Source organism: Natronosalvus vescus (assembly GCF_023973145.1).
GTDB classification, from domain to species: domain Archaea; phylum Halobacteriota; class Halobacteria; order Halobacteriales; family Natrialbaceae; genus Natronosalvus; species Natronosalvus vescus.
The window spans coordinates 2,469,331-2,482,745 of the sequence record NZ_CP099546.1; the positions used below are offsets into that span (position 1 = coordinate 2,469,331).

General features: G+C 57.7%; 13 protein-coding genes. 6 read left to right on the plus strand and 7 right to left on the minus strand.

The genetic code is table 11. The features are described from left to right. Positions 1–19 precede the first annotated feature (19 nt). On the plus strand, positions 20–511 hold the full coding sequence (locus NGM68_RS11805; RefSeq protein WP_252698324.1) for a hypothetical protein: 492 nt from the start codon (positions 20–22) through the stop codon (positions 509–511). A 12-nt stretch (positions 512–523) separates the two neighbouring features. Here the strand turns inward: NGM68_RS11805 and NGM68_RS11810 are convergent, their stop codons facing one another. Together NGM68_RS11810 and NGM68_RS11815 are read right to left on the minus strand one after the other, a co-directional pair. Continuing rightward, positions 524–826, minus strand: a complete 303-nt coding sequence (locus NGM68_RS11810) for an acylphosphatase (RefSeq protein ID WP_252698325.1) — start codon at positions 824–826, stop codon at positions 524–526. A 108-nt stretch (positions 827–934) separates the two neighbouring features. Next, positions 935–1,897, minus strand: coding sequence for a phytoene/squalene synthase family protein (locus tag NGM68_RS11815; protein ID WP_252698326.1), 963 nt, complete (start codon positions 1,895–1,897; stop codon positions 935–937). Positions 1,898–2,143: 246 nt separating this feature from the next. Here NGM68_RS11815 and NGM68_RS11820 point away from each other — a divergent pair, with 246 nt between their 5' ends. From NGM68_RS11820 to NGM68_RS11830, 3 genes are all read left to right on the plus strand, one after another. Beyond that, a complete protein-coding gene (locus NGM68_RS11820) occupies positions 2,144–3,136 on the plus strand; it encodes a hypothetical protein (RefSeq protein ID WP_252698327.1) in 993 nt (330 codons plus the stop codon). Between the two features lie 370 nt (positions 3,137–3,506). Then, positions 3,507–4,472: a transcription initiation factor IIB gene (locus NGM68_RS11825; RefSeq protein WP_252698328.1), complete on the plus strand. Its 966-nt coding sequence runs from the start codon at positions 3,507–3,509 to the stop codon at positions 4,470–4,472. Positions 4,473–4,610: 138 nt separating this feature from the next. Further along, positions 4,611–5,864: an RNA-guided endonuclease InsQ/TnpB family protein gene (locus NGM68_RS11830; protein ID WP_252698329.1), complete on the plus strand. Its 1,254-nt coding sequence runs from the start codon at positions 4,611–4,613 to the stop codon at positions 5,862–5,864. Between the two features lie 22 nt (positions 5,865–5,886). Here NGM68_RS11830 and NGM68_RS11835 read toward each other — a convergent pair whose 3' ends face one another. Both NGM68_RS11835 and NGM68_RS11840 read right to left on the minus strand, forming a co-directional pair. Next, positions 5,887–6,285 (minus strand): TRAM domain-containing protein, encoded by a 399-nt coding sequence (locus NGM68_RS11835; RefSeq protein WP_252698330.1) that lies wholly within the window; start codon positions 6,283–6,285, stop codon positions 5,887–5,889. A 346-nt stretch (positions 6,286–6,631) separates the two neighbouring features. Beyond that, a complete protein-coding gene (locus NGM68_RS11840) occupies positions 6,632–7,870 on the minus strand; it encodes an ornithine cyclodeaminase, nickel-pincer nucleotide-dependent (RefSeq protein ID WP_252698331.1) in 1,239 nt (412 codons plus the stop codon). A gap of 136 nt (positions 7,871–8,006) precedes the next feature. On the opposite strand from NGM68_RS11840, the gene NGM68_RS11845 reads away from it, so the two are divergent. Both NGM68_RS11845 and NGM68_RS11850 read left to right on the plus strand, forming a co-directional pair. After that, entirely contained in the window at positions 8,007–8,753 is a 747-nt protein-coding gene (locus NGM68_RS11845; RefSeq protein ID WP_252698332.1) for a minichromosome maintenance protein MCM, read from the plus strand. 75 nt (positions 8,754–8,828) lie between these two features. After that, positions 8,829–9,440: a translation initiation factor IF-2 subunit beta gene (locus NGM68_RS11850; RefSeq protein ID WP_252698333.1), complete on the plus strand. Its 612-nt coding sequence runs from the start codon at positions 8,829–8,831 to the stop codon at positions 9,438–9,440. 180 nt (positions 9,441–9,620) lie between these two features. On the opposite strand, the gene NGM68_RS11855 is transcribed toward NGM68_RS11850, so the two are convergent. The 3 genes from NGM68_RS11855 to NGM68_RS11865 form a co-directional block, all read right to left on the minus strand. After that, entirely contained in the window at positions 9,621–9,959 is a 339-nt protein-coding gene (locus NGM68_RS11855) for a DUF6176 family protein (protein ID WP_252698334.1), read from the minus strand. Positions 9,960–11,323: 1,364 nt separating this feature from the next. Continuing rightward, positions 11,324–12,154, minus strand: coding sequence for an IS5 family transposase (locus NGM68_RS11860; protein ID WP_252701424.1), 831 nt, complete (start codon positions 12,152–12,154; stop codon positions 11,324–11,326). A 272-nt stretch (positions 12,155–12,426) separates the two neighbouring features. Next, positions 12,427–12,960 carry a DUF4407 domain-containing protein gene (locus NGM68_RS11865; protein ID WP_252698335.1) on the minus strand — a complete coding sequence of 178 codons (534 nt, stop codon included), beginning with the start codon at positions 12,958–12,960 and terminating at the stop codon, positions 12,427–12,429. Positions 12,961–13,415 lie beyond the last annotated feature (455 nt).

Here is a 13,415-nt window from a genome sequence, read left to right on the forward strand (position 1 = left end):
CTCGAACCCTGATCCTGCTGTGAACGTCTTCTGGCTCGATGAGGATCCACGCTGCGCCGCCCGCTATCACTGTGACGAGCACGTCAACAAGCTACTGCTCGAGGCGGCCCAGGTGCTGTGTACGGCCGCCCGGTCGAACGGATACGACGCCGACTTCCTCTACGCGTCGACGCACGCCGCACACCCGGTCACGACGTGGGCCGCCGAGTCGGAAGCGAACTGGAAACGCCTCCGCGAGCACGCGAAGGCGCTGAACGCGGAGTTCGTCGAACGCTACGGGAAGAACGACGATCACGCGAGTTGGATGGTCATCGAACGGATTGAACCCGAAAAGATCGACTTCTCGTCGACCGAGCCAACGCCACGCCCGCAGGCGATGCCCGAGGAGTACCGGCAGCCTGGCGACCCGGTCGCCGCCTACCGCGCCTACTACGCCGCCGAAAAAGCACCGTGGGCGACCTGGGCACATACCGAGAAGCCGCCGTGGCTCGAGGCGGCTGCCGAGGGCTAATCGAGCCCCGGTTTAATACCGGATCTCGAACCCCGACAGACCTCGCGGCTTGTCGTACTCGACGTCGACGCCCGTCACGGTAGCCGCGGGACTCCCCTCGTGACACCACTCGACCATCGATTCGACGGCATCCTGCTCGCCCTCGAACACCGCTTCGACGCGACCGTCCTCGAGATTTTTCACCCAGCCGTCGACGCCAGACTCCTGGGCGGTCTCTCGTGTCGTCGCACGGTAGAACACACCCTGTACGGTGCCGGAGACGAACACGTGTGCTCGCGTTCGATCGGTCGAATTCGAACTCGCGTTCGCTGTCATGGTGGATCGATCGCCGGCGAGTCAAAAAAGGCTGGTGCTGGGTACCGTGACCGGACGATCGGAGGCACATTTCCACACGGTGACTCCGGATGATCGGCACGAATGGCACTATCGCGTCGGGACTCCCTCGTCTGGTCTGGGATCCGGCCCGCGTTCGGCCTGTCCTCGCTCGGTGGTTGGGACGGCCGAGACGCGGCGGAATACGGCCTCGGGATCCCGATTCCAGTGCCAGTGCCAGCGCGTCTTGAGCACACACCAGAGCTTTCGAGCCGCCGAGAGCGACGGCTCGGATGCGAGGACGTTGTACCCCTGCTGGCGGATGACCGTGTGGTGTTCGGCGTAGAGGACGGCCGCGAGCAACACCGGCAGCTGACAGTCCTCGGGGAGGTAACGGATGCCGGCCACTCCCTCCCGATACAGCGACTCCGTCCGACGGAGTTCCTCGGCCATCACCGTCGCCACCGACTCGGTCATCTCCAGATTTTCGATCTGGGACTCGGTGACGTCGTGTTTCTCGAGCGTCTCGAGCGGCAGGTAGATCCGGTCACGCTCGAGGACGTCCTCGCGGACGTCCCGCAGGAAGTTCGTCATCTGGAACGCTTCGCCGAGTTTGATGGCGTGGGGAAGCGCTGCCTCGGGGTCGTCCGGCTCCATGATGGCCGTCATCATCACGCCGACGGCAGCAGCCGACCCGCGCATGTAGGTCTCGAGCTCGGCGTAGGTGTCGTACCGATCGGTCTCGATGTCGGCTTTCATCGCGTCGAGGAACTCGTCGACCTCCCGATCGGTGATGTCGTAGCGTTCACGGAGATCCTGAAACGCGATGAGCACCGGGTCGTCGGCGGGTCGTTCGCCGAGAGCCTGTACTCGAAGGCTCTCGAGCCGATCGGCCTGTTCGTCGGGCGGGACTCCAGCAGCGTCGTCCACGACCTCGTCGGCGATTCGAAAGAAGCCATAGAGGACGTGGGTAGGGTCGCGAACGCGCTTCGGGAGGAATCGCGTCGCTATGTAGAACGTCTTCCCGGTTCGTCGCTGAATTGCCTTGCCCGCTTGTACGTGTTTTTTTTGCATGGTCTCGTTGTTCTCGCCAACCTGCCCGACAGCAATTTGATAGGATACCTTCGACAGACACGCATAAAAAGGACACCCCTCACCAGGATGGCTTGCAGTGGTAACGCATTCAGACTCCGCTCGAGTTGGATCGTGAATTCTCGTTTTACTCCGTTACGTCGGGCGTCTAAGGCTGGCGTTTCCGTCGGTATCTCGGGCGGCCAGCAGAACGAAAATATTTATTCAAAGACAGGTAACGAAGCGAACGTGACCCGACACGCCCTCCACCTCACGTTCGTCGTCGCCCTCGTCGCCCTGGCAGGCTGTAGTGGATTCGCCGCCGATCCGTTCGACGACGACCCTGACCGCGACGCCTTCGACGTCGACACGCCGCTCGATCCCGACTCGATTGAAGCCGAGCCGTCCGAATCGGATCTCGAGGAGCATCCCGAGTGGTATCCGGCAGACGATGACGGGAAATTCCATCCGGGGCCGTTGCTCAGCGAGCACAACAATCACATCATGGAGAATGGGGTCATTGAGCAGTCGTCCATCGATGCGACCGACGAAAACGGGACGGTCGTATTACACAACACGGCGACTCTCTTTCACGATCCGAACGTCCCGCGATTTTACGTGGTCGAGCACTTCGGCGGCGAGTACCGGGCCTGGGACGGTGCTCCCCGAAGTGGCCCGCCCGACCTCCAGCGAGCCGAACAGTGGTACAACGACACGGACAGCTACGTCGAGTTTGAGCACGACAACGGCACGGTTGCCTACGACAGATCGTTCGGGCACTACGTGGGAGCGTTCACGCACGTCGGACTGATCGTCAGCGATGCCAGTGACGTGTCCGTCACCAGCTTCGACGACGGCGGGGCGACGTACTACTACGTCCATTCGACGACACCGGACGAGTCGGGCCGGTTCGTCGAGGACGAGCCGTTCGAACTCGAGTTGTACGTCGACGAGGACGGCTTCATCGTGTTCGCCTCGGTCGAAGGAACGCTGAACCTCGACCAGCGCGAGTACGACGGGCCGATCAACGAGGAGTACGACACCCTCGAAGTCGAGGAAACCATGCGATTCGGCAACCTTCAGGAGGATTCGTTCGAGGAACCGGAATGGCTCGAGACGGCGCGCGAGGAGGTCGATGACGGTAGCGCCGACGAGGGCGGTTCCGACGACGAGGAATACGACGACCAACCAGATGTCGACACGCGAAGCCAGATGGTCGGCTCGACTGGTTCCCACCGGTAGCCGTTCGGTTCACTCGAGTCGCCTCGAGAAACCCGTGCTTTTACGACCTGGATGAAGAGCACGCAGACGATGGTTCGTTAGGGTAACCGAGTGCGGTTCAGGGCCGCTGTGAATAACTGGTACGATAGATGGTGTACGAATGCGTTACCTCACTGGTCGGAAAACGTGCTCCTCGAACACGGTCGGTGGTGGAAGTAGCCGATAGCGATCTTTTTTGTCGATGCCCGATCACCCACTACCACCGTCCACCCACTGCCACGTTTCGGGCAGCTCATGGCCACCACTGTTTCGCCGCCAAGCTTTCACATCGATTCCCGTACAAACTGCACCCAGTATTTAACCCGTTCGAGCCACTCTGTACAACAGATTAATGGAACGTCTATCTCGCCAGAATGAGAGCAACGAGCGCACAGCGGAGGAAACGACTGGACAAGAGGGCGTCCGTACCTGTCCCGAATGCGATTCGACGACCCTGACGAGAAGTTCGGATGGGAGCGAGATCAGCTGCGAGGAATGTGGGCTGATTCTCGAAGAGGAGACCATCGACAGAGGGCCGGAATGGCGGGCATTCAACGCCGCTGAGCGAGATAGTAAGTCACGAGTCGGCGCACCGACGACCCAGACGATGCACGATAAGGGACTGACAACGACCATCGACTGGAAGAATCAGGATGCCTACGGCCGCTCACTCTCCTCGGAAAAGCGCAGCCAGATGAACCGACTGCGAAAATGGCAAGAGCGCATTCGAACGAAGGACGCTGGCGAGCGAAACCTGCAGTTTGCGCTCTCCGAGACCGACCGAATGGCATCTGCGCTGGGCGTACCCCGATCCGTTCGGGAGGTCGCGAGCGTTCTCTACCGACGCGCCCTCGAGGAGGATCTGATCCGGGGACGCTCGATTGAGGGCGTCGCCACAAGCACGTTGTATGCCGCCTGCCGAATGGAAGGGATTCCCCGATCGCTCGACGAAGTTGCGGCTGTCTCGCGTGTTGATCGGATGGAGATCGGACGCACATATCGGTATGTTTCCCAGGAACTCAGTCTCGAGATGCAGCCCGTCGATCCGAAGAAATACGTCCCCCGTTTCTGTTCCGAACTCGAGCTCTCTGAGGAGGTAGAATCGAAGGCCAACGAAATCATCGACACGACAGCAGAGCAAGGAATGTTGTCGGGGAAATCCCCAACTGGGTACGCTGCAGCTGCAATCTATGCCGGTGCGCTCCTTTGTAATGAGAAAAAGACGCAGACCGAAGTGGCCACGGTTGCCCAAGTAACTGAAGTCACGATTCGGAATCGATACCAGGAGCAAATCGCCGCAATGGGTCTCCCTCACTGACCGACGTTTCAACTAAACGGTAGCGCGGAGTCCCCTTCCTCAAGCGTGAGCGAAGCGAGCGGTAGGGAGGGGAGGAGCGCGTTCGTATAGTTGGGCAAAAAGACGGTCTATACATAGCCACGGAGCTACATTGAATACGTGGCAGACGACTACGTGCGTCGGACGGCAATCACCCGCCTCTCGATAGACGGCGAGCAACGCGACGTGCTCGAAAAGCCTCTTTCCGAGTGGAAGCGGGGTTGCCAAATCGCCACAGACCTCGCGTGGGGACGTTGCAACACCAAGAGCGACGTGCAACCTCTCGCCTACGATTCTGTGCGCGAATACACCGACCTCGGCAGTCAGCACGCGATTCTCGCCACCCACCAGGCCGCACAAGCCATCACCGGCTGTATCGAACGCCAGTCGAAAGGCAAGAAGGTCAGCAAGCCAACGTTCACCGCACCCACGCTGAAATACGATACACGGACGATGACGGTGTTCGATGACGATACCGTTTCCCTCTCTACAACGGAGAGTCGAGTCCGGTGTCCGCTCGACCTTCCCGACGCCGACGATGGCTATCAGCGTCAGTATCTCGACTCGGACGAATGGAGTGTTACGGAAAGTACGCTCACCGCCCGAGGCGGCGAGTTCTTCCTGCATATCGGCTTCCGCCGGTACAAGAACGATACCGAACGCAACACCGCCGAGGACGGAACGGTTCTCGGGGTTGACCTCGGTATCGAAAACCTCGCTGTCACCAGCACCGCCTCCTTCTTCAGCGGGCGAGAGCTAACCCACCGCCTCCGCGAGTTCGAGAAGGTACGCGCCGGGTTGCAACAGACCGGAACGCGAAGCGCCCACCGGACGCTCGTACAATCGAGCGGTCGAGAACTTCGATACGTTCGAGACGTTCTCCACCGGGCGTCGAACGCGCTGATAGATGAAGCACTCCGGTACGACTGTGACGTTATCGCGTTCGAGAACCTAACCCATATCCGCGACCGAACCAGTGCGTCGTGGGGTCACAAGTGGGCGTTCCGAACGCTCTACGAGTACGTCGAATACAAGGCCGAGTCTGTCGGTATCTCGGTGAAGCAAGTCGGATCGGCGTACACGTCGAAACGGTGTTCCGAGTGCGGATTCACGGCAGACGAGAATCGACCATCGCGTAACGACTTCCGATGCGTGAAGTGTGGGTCGGAAGCGAACGCCGATTACAATGCGGCGAAAAACATCGGTATGCGGTACGTCCGCCGGGGCCAACAGTCGTCTCGGCGGACGGGCAACAGTCAACTCGCCCTGAAGTCTGGAACGGTGACGCCAAACGCCGGATTTACCGGCTACCCCGACGGGTTCGAGGCCGAGTTCACGGACAAGCCCCACCCTCAAAGCGCCGAAGGCGCTTAGGGTGGGGTAGTTGACATCGATTTCAGAGGTAGTACTCTTCTCGCTCGAGAACGTCAGCGAAGGCGACGGTCTCTTTCACATCTGTGATTTCGATGGTTACGCGCTCTCCTTTCTCCGTATCGGGAACGATCACCACGTAGCCTCGTTCGACGCGCGCAATCCCGTCACCTTGCTCTCCGGTACCTTCGATATCGACAGTGCGAGTCTCGCCAGTTTCGACTGGTGGGGTCGGTTCATCGTGCTCCCGCTGTGTGTCTGTGTTGGCTTCGGCTCCTGGCCCAAGCAGTGCGGCTCGGTACACTTCTCCAACTTTGACGTCTCCGAACGCGACCTCCTGATCAGGAACCTCGATGATGTATGAACCGTCTTCTTCCACGATCTCGGCGTTAAATAGGCACAGTAAATTATCAGGGATTTCCATCAGTTGATCTTCTTCCCGGAAAAACGGGAACCATCATATTGAGTCCACCGGTGACTCCTCATCCGAATCAACTTCCACTGTAACAGGAATAGGGATTGTCCAGGTTCTGGAAGGGGAGTTTTCACCAGAATTGGCTCGGGGACAGAGGGCACAAAAGCTCCGACTACGGGAATTTACCGTACAGACCGTCCGAAAATGAGACATAGTGATGTCTTCTCGATTTCAGCCTGCCTCTCGAGACAGTCCGTGAACCCAGGTCGGCTGCAAAGAATGTACGTACGCGAGGTGAGTTCCCCGGGGTCGTTCGGAAGACGGAGTCTCTCGAACCACCTGCCCCCGAGGCGGGTCACACTTCCTCGAGCAGTTCGTCGGCGAGCATCGGCAGGAACGTCCCGATGTCGGTCACCATCCCGATCGCCTGGGCGCTGCCACGATCGAGCAACTGGGTTACGGTGGCCGGGTTGATGTCGACGCAGACGGTTTTCGTCGTCGAGGGCAGGCAGTTACCGACGGCGACCGAGTGTAACAGCGTCGAGAGCATAAGCACGAGGTCGGCCTCGTGGGCTTGCTCGCGGATCGCCGCCTGGGCCTCGACCGCGTCCGTGATCGTATCCGGGAGGGGACCGTCGTCCCGAATCGAGCCAGCGAGCACGTACGGCACGTCGTTGCGGATACACTCGTACATGACGCCGCTGGTGACGATTTCGTCCTCGACCGCGGCCTCGATGCCGCCGGCACGACCGATCTCGCTGATCGTGTAGATGTGGTGTTTGTGCCCTTTTCGGGGGTGCTCGAGCGTCTCCGTGTCGACACCCAGCGAGGTGCCATACAGGTCGCGCTCGAGGTCGTGGACGGCGAAGCCGTTGCCCGCGCTAAGGGCGTCAATGTAGCCCGCCCGGACGAGGTCGGCCAGTGCTTCCCGGCCGCCCGAGTGGACGATCGCCGGGCCACAGACGACGAGTACGCTCCCGTCTTCGTCACGGACGTCCCGCATCTCGGCGGCGATCTCCTCGATCAACGACTTCGACGGCCGCTCGCTCGAGACGCCACCCTGCATGAAGCCGAAGGCACTCCCTTTCCCCCGCGGGCGCTCGGGCGGGTCGACCCGGATGCCGGTTTCGCCTGTCACGACGCGGTCGCCCGCCTCGATGGCGTTGAGCACCCGCGTCACCACGCGCGGGGCCGACCCGTCGTTGCCCTTCTCGACGACCAACGCACAGTCCATCTCGACGTTCTCGACGGGCAGCCACTCGCCGTCGACGCGCACCTCCGTCGGGTGGTTCGTCGTCGAGTAGAAGTCGACGGGGACGACCTGGTCGGCGGGTGCCTCCTCGAGGGTCGCGTCCCGCGGATCGGCGACGGTCGCGCCGTTCTGGTTGAGCTCGTGCACAATCGCCCGTAGCTCTCCGTCCGTGTCGGCGCTGACCGTCATTCGACAGTACGACTCCTCGTGTTTGTGTCGCCCTACCTCGAACGCCTCGACGTCGAACTCCCCGCCGAGATCCATCACGGCACCGAAACACCGCGCCATCGAGCCGGAGTCGATGATGTGCCCTTCGAGTTCGACCGTACGACTGACTGTCATCGGTGGCCCTTCGGGGTCGGTAACCGTGAATCTGTGTATCGGTGCAGTGATCACCGCCCCCGGGCACTCAGCGAACCCGATCGATTGTTCCGGGTAGCGAGTCACTACCAAAGTATCCCGACCGGCAACCCTCGGTATGGTCTCGGATCGCGAACTGGTCGATAAGTGGCGAACGCAGGTGTTACAACCCGCGAGTGAGGAGGTCAAGCGCCTCCTCGAGCGCTTTCCCGACCGGCGGTCGCTGACGATCACGTTCGATCGATTCGGCACGGACTACCGATTTTCCAGCCCGCTGCTGTCTCAGCCGGATCGGACGCTCGAGGCGGGAAAACGGGCGCTCGGCGAGTTCGCGGCCGAGACGCTCGAGGAACCGGGGACTACCGAAATCCACCCCGACGACCGCGTGTATCTCCGGGTGACGGACGCACCGGCACGCATCCGCTGTTCGATACCGACACTGGGATCGGAACAGTTGAACCGACTCGTCGCCCTCGAGGGGCGCGTCGTCGAGACTGATTCCGTCCGGCCCCGGGCCGTCGTCGCCGCGTTTCGGTGCGACCACTGCGGGGAGTTCCAGCCGGTTCGACAGCCGGGACGGTTTCTTCGACGGCCCGGTCGCTGTCACGACTGTAACGCGAGCGGGCCGTTTACGCTGACGCCCGAACGGGGAACGTACGTCGACGCTCAGACGATAACCGTCGGTGAGGGTGACCGATCGGTGCCCGTCGAACTTGAGCACGACCTGGTGGGTGCGTTCGACATCGGTGATCGCGTCGACTTCGTCGCGATTCCGCGAGCCAGATCGAACGGCGAGACGACGACGGCGACGCTCGAACTCGAGGCCGTGAGTGGGACGGTGCTCGCGACCGACGACGGCGAGTGACGCCGCGGGAACCCGACGCAGCGACCAGCACGCAAGAGCAGAACCGATTTACGTCGCGGGCCATTCCTGTCGTGTATGGATTACGAGTCGAGCCTCGAGCGGGCTATGGAGAACGTCCCCGACATCGGTGGGGACGACGAGCGACTGCAGATTCCCGACGCACAGGCACAGAAGGACGGGGCCTTCACCCGGTTTACGAACCTCGGCGAGATCGCTGACGTCCTCTCGCGAGAGACGGCACACCTGCACCGATTCGTCCAGCGAGAACTGGGGACGAACGGGAAACTCGGCGACGGACGCAGCCGATACAACGGTACGTTCTCCGGCCAGGACTTCGACGCGGCAATCGACGCCTACGTCGAGGAGTACGTCCGCTGTTCGGAGTGTGGCCTGCCGGACACCCGTCTGGTTCGCGAGGATCGAACCCCGATGCTCCGGTGTGACGCCTGTGGGGCGTTCCGCCCGGTAACGAAGCGCTCCTCGAGCCCACAGCAGCAACAACAGCGCGAGGCCGTCGAGGAAGGCAAGACTTACACGGTCGAGATCACCGGCACGGGTCGGAAGGGCGACGGTGTGGCGGAGAAAGGCGAATATACGATTTTCGTCCCCGGCGCGAGCAAGGGCGACGTCGTCGAGATTTACATCAAGAACATTTCTGGCAACCTCGCGTTCGCCCGACTTGCGTAGACGAGAGACTCGAGTCTACGGACGCAAACAGTCTGGCTCTGTCGAACAACGCAGTAGATGACGGGAGTGGGCTGGCTGGGTAGAGGGGGCGAGTTCAGCGCGACGGCTTCATTTGTGTCACGTTGCAGCCAGTGAACTGCCCGTTCATTCGACCTTCCAGGCACGCGATACAGATCACAGCTACCGGATGGAAGGGTTCGTGAAGTGTCCGACGGTATCGAGTTCTTCCCACTCGCCGACGAGGGTATCTCGAAGAACATCGTGGTGTTCCTCGTCGATCTCGTACGCCTCTTCATCACCGGCCTCGTCAGCGTGTTCGAGATCGCGTGCCTCCATGTAGATGTAGAGGTATGTCACGTCGTCGAACGAGCCAAGAAACGCGGTCTCCGTGTAAACGCCCTCGTGCTCGAGCGTTTCAACGACTTCAGATTCGCGTTCGTGCAACTCCTCGAACCACGCGCGAAGGCGCTCGGCTTTCCCCGGAGCGACCTGCGCGCGAGCAAGCATCACCTCGGACATACGCGGTCTCTATCGCAGGAGTAGTTAGACTTTCTGAGCAACTGTGGAATTTTCACGCTGTGCCGAGCGATCACCACTATCGCAGCGGAAGCCGAATCTCGTACAACGTTCGTGTCTGTCTATTGTAGAGGATCCACGGACTACCGAAATGCTGTCAGAAATGGCGTGCAACATACAGAGGATGGATCCAGCATTACGGATCGCATTTTTCAACTGGATCCTGTAGCACCGAATGGTCATCACTGTACCTATTTAGAGTATAATATTGTTAGCTCACCAGAAAGTACTTGCTGGAGACTCCAAGAAAATAGATATGAAGCGGCAAAACATCCTCACAGAGTTAGGCATTACTGGATTTTTCTATCATCTATCCTACTACAGTGCTGTAGAAAATACCGTGATGCACTCTGGTGATATTTCGGGATATGGGTTTGCCATATGGATACTCTTGTTTATCGGATTCTTGCTTGTCATGGGTGGACTCTTGTCTATCGGATTCTTGTTTGTCATGAAGTTACTAGTCATAGTCAGGGCGTGAGATGGCAGTTGAGAACAATTTTCCTTTGAGTTGTAAATTATCACTTACCAACCGTTACATCTCCGTGTGAGTTCAGCAGGTACTGAACGAACTACCTGATCCCTATCAGAAACGACTTGACCGACTCAGAGCATGAGTTTAGCAATACAGAATCGCATCTTTTACTTTGACCTGTGGGGTTGAGACGCCATCACTGTACCAATTTAGAGCATGTTATTATTAGCTCACCAGAAAGTACTTGCTGGTGACTCTAAGAAACCATATATGAAGCGACGAGCCATCCTCACAGGGATCGGTATTACTGAACTCATATGTAATCTAACCGGTCATATGCAATGACAATGAGTGCTGTAAATGTTGTAGAGAACCTTGTCGTGAATAGCGCAACTGTGACTGCTGTAGAATATATCGTGATGCACTCTGATGCCCCTTCGTTATATGCGCTTGCCAGAGTTATACTCAGAAATATTACACTTTTGTTTGTCATGAGCGTACTCTCGGTTATCGTATTCTTGTTTTTCATGAAGTTACTAGGTCATAGGTGAACTGACAGTCGAGGGTTGTTTTCACACGAGTTGCAAATTGTCACTTACCAACCGCTACAAACCCAGCTGTCCTAACCGCTCAGCGAATTCAGTCACGGAACCGAGTTCTCCGTTGTAGTGGGTCTAAAGGTCGCCAGTACTCCGGAAGAACATCGGACACTCGGGGCAGTGGTGGCGCTCAGTACCGACTCTGTACTGAACTTTCATCTTTGCGATGGTCGATCCTGCCGAGTGCCACATTCGCGCCCTGGGTCTTGTTTAGACGCGCGAGATCGGCCGGGTTAGGCCCTGATCGATTGTTCGATGTTTCTGACGGCAGCCTTTAGGACGAGTTCTCGGAACTGCCCAAACCACGTTCTTGCCTTAAGTGTGGAACCGAAACGCTTGCGCAACGCGAAAAATATCGATTCTGCGATAGACCGTTGATGGTAGGTTTCATCATCAATCCGAGCATTGTGCGCAGCGTCGAGCGAGTAGAACTCACGATGCTTGATTACCGGTCTAATCCCCTCGTTTCGTAGCATCTGCCGGAGTTCATCCCAATCAAACCCTTTGTCAGCGACGACAGTTTCCACGGTGCTGAGATTTCTTTTCAGGACTTGCCACGCAATCTGCGTGTCATGTGGTAGGTTCATCGAGCAGTGTACATCGAGAATGGCTCGCGTAGAACAGTCTACGAGAATAGTGGTTTTGACCGACTCAAACGTCCCTTTGACGCGTTTTGCGTAGTTATGACTCGACGAGCGATGAGCGATGCTGGTCGAGTCGATTGCTTGTACCTCTCCGGTATCGAATAGTTCCGCCGACAGCTGCAACAGCATCCGCCAGACGGGCATCTTGAGATCTTGTTTTCGAGCACAAACGGTGGTGAAGTCCGGCAGCTCATCCGGTGAAAGGCCGAGTTTGGCGACAATAGCAGGCATTTCTCGAAGAACGTCTAGCAACCGTCGGTAGGAGTGATCGAGGTATTCTCGAAGACCATGGATCGCTACGATCACCCAATCGGCGTAGCCATCTTTTCCTTTGCTGAGAGGTTCTTTCGAACCGCTTCCGACAGCTTTTTGAGACAATTCGACACATCGTTCGGTGAAGCGGGCCAGTTTGGAGTGCACATCCACCTGTGCTCGCTTCATTTCCTAGAAATCCCGACATAGAGGCAATATTACTAGCGTCTAAACACGGCCCGCGCCCTGTATTCAGCAGAAACTGAATGTTCTACTCAGATTCTGTCAGAAACAGCCTGCTGAATATAGAGCATGGATGCACCACAAAGACCCCGTTTGTTTCACACCGAAAGCGGTGAACCATCTGTTCACTACACGTACGCACCGAATCCAAAGCCCCACTGTAGCAGGGTATTCACTCCGGTGATGAGTAGTGCGACTCAGCTATCAGTACGAGGCGTACCTGTTACACCAGCCCTGATCATGTGGAATATTACCACCCACGCCAATCCTATCCAAATTAGTAGCGGCCAAATTGATTGGAAGACCCCGAAAGCCATCTGAATGTATGGGAAGGCAAAGGCTGCGATAATCACCGCTAAGCCAGCTCCTGCAAATGCGACCTCTTGCTTTGGAGAAGCGTTCGAAGCCACCGCTATCCATCCGAGAATCAGCGCGTATGGAATAAGCGTTATTCCCTTGAGAACGGTCTCGAGCATAAATGTGAAATCTAGGCCGCCATGTTGGTATGATGTTGCTAATATGTAGAGTTCACCGTTCTCTTCGAGAAGGCTGTAGGTAATATAGTCACCATGCCCGTCGGAAGGAAACTCAGGTCGTTCCGAATACTGGTCGCAATAATACACAAACGGTCTACAATGCTTCATATTGTAGGATTGCCATCCAGTTGAGCCTACTGGTTGCTCTTTGACTTCCAGAAAGAGCCGTTGGGCGTCACCAGAGAGTTCACTCACAGAAGTTGGACTGGCCCAATCAATATAGTCCTGGTTAGTTTGGTCGAAAGCGTCGGTCGAGTTATGAGCAACCTCATACCTCGGTTCATTTGAATGATAGGGGTTAAGAACGAGTACTGCCGGGTGAAAAACGCAAATTAACAGGAGGAGGATTACAAGTGCTGAGAAAACTGACACTCGCCGAAATCTCATACCACTTCACTTGTGTGATTTTATAAGTCCTTTCTGGTCACAGTACAGGTGTTCGGGAAAGCGGGGCATGATACCAAACAGTCATACGATATCGTTCACCTGTACTTAGCGAACACTACCATCGCAGATCGTCTCTCAGTCTGTGCCACGTTCGCGCTGTGTATTCAGCACAACTCCTGAAAACCATCACAAATCAAGGGATTCACAGGATCACAGTCGCCGCACTTCTCTCCGTACGTACTAGGTGGTCACTAGGAACGGTT

Bases quoted from the DNA above. Each gene is read 5' to 3' on its own strand.
- NGM68_RS11810 (WP_252698325.1), bottom strand. From the start codon at position 826: ATGACAGCGAACGCGAGTTCGAATTCGACCGATCGAACGCGAGCACAC.
- NGM68_RS11815 (WP_252698326.1), bottom strand. From the start codon at position 1,897: ATGCAAAAAAAACACGTACAAGCGGGCAAGGCAATTCAGCGACGAACC.
- NGM68_RS11825 (WP_252698328.1), top strand. From the start codon at position 3,507: ATGGAACGTCTATCTCGCCAGAATGAGAGCAACGAGCGCACAGCGGAG.
- NGM68_RS11835 (WP_252698330.1), bottom strand. From the start codon at position 6,285: ATGGAAATCCCTGATAATTTACTGTGCCTATTTAACGCCGAGATCGTG.
- NGM68_RS11840 (WP_252698331.1), bottom strand. From the start codon at position 7,870: ATGACAGTCAGTCGTACGGTCGAACTCGAAGGGCACATCATCGACTCC.
- NGM68_RS11845 (WP_252698332.1), top strand. From the start codon at position 8,007: ATGGTCTCGGATCGCGAACTGGTCGATAAGTGGCGAACGCAGGTGTTA.
- NGM68_RS11850 (WP_252698333.1), top strand. From the start codon at position 8,829: ATGGATTACGAGTCGAGCCTCGAGCGGGCTATGGAGAACGTCCCCGAC.
- NGM68_RS11855 (WP_252698334.1), bottom strand. From the start codon at position 9,959: ATGTCCGAGGTGATGCTTGCTCGCGCGCAGGTCGCTCCGGGGAAAGCC.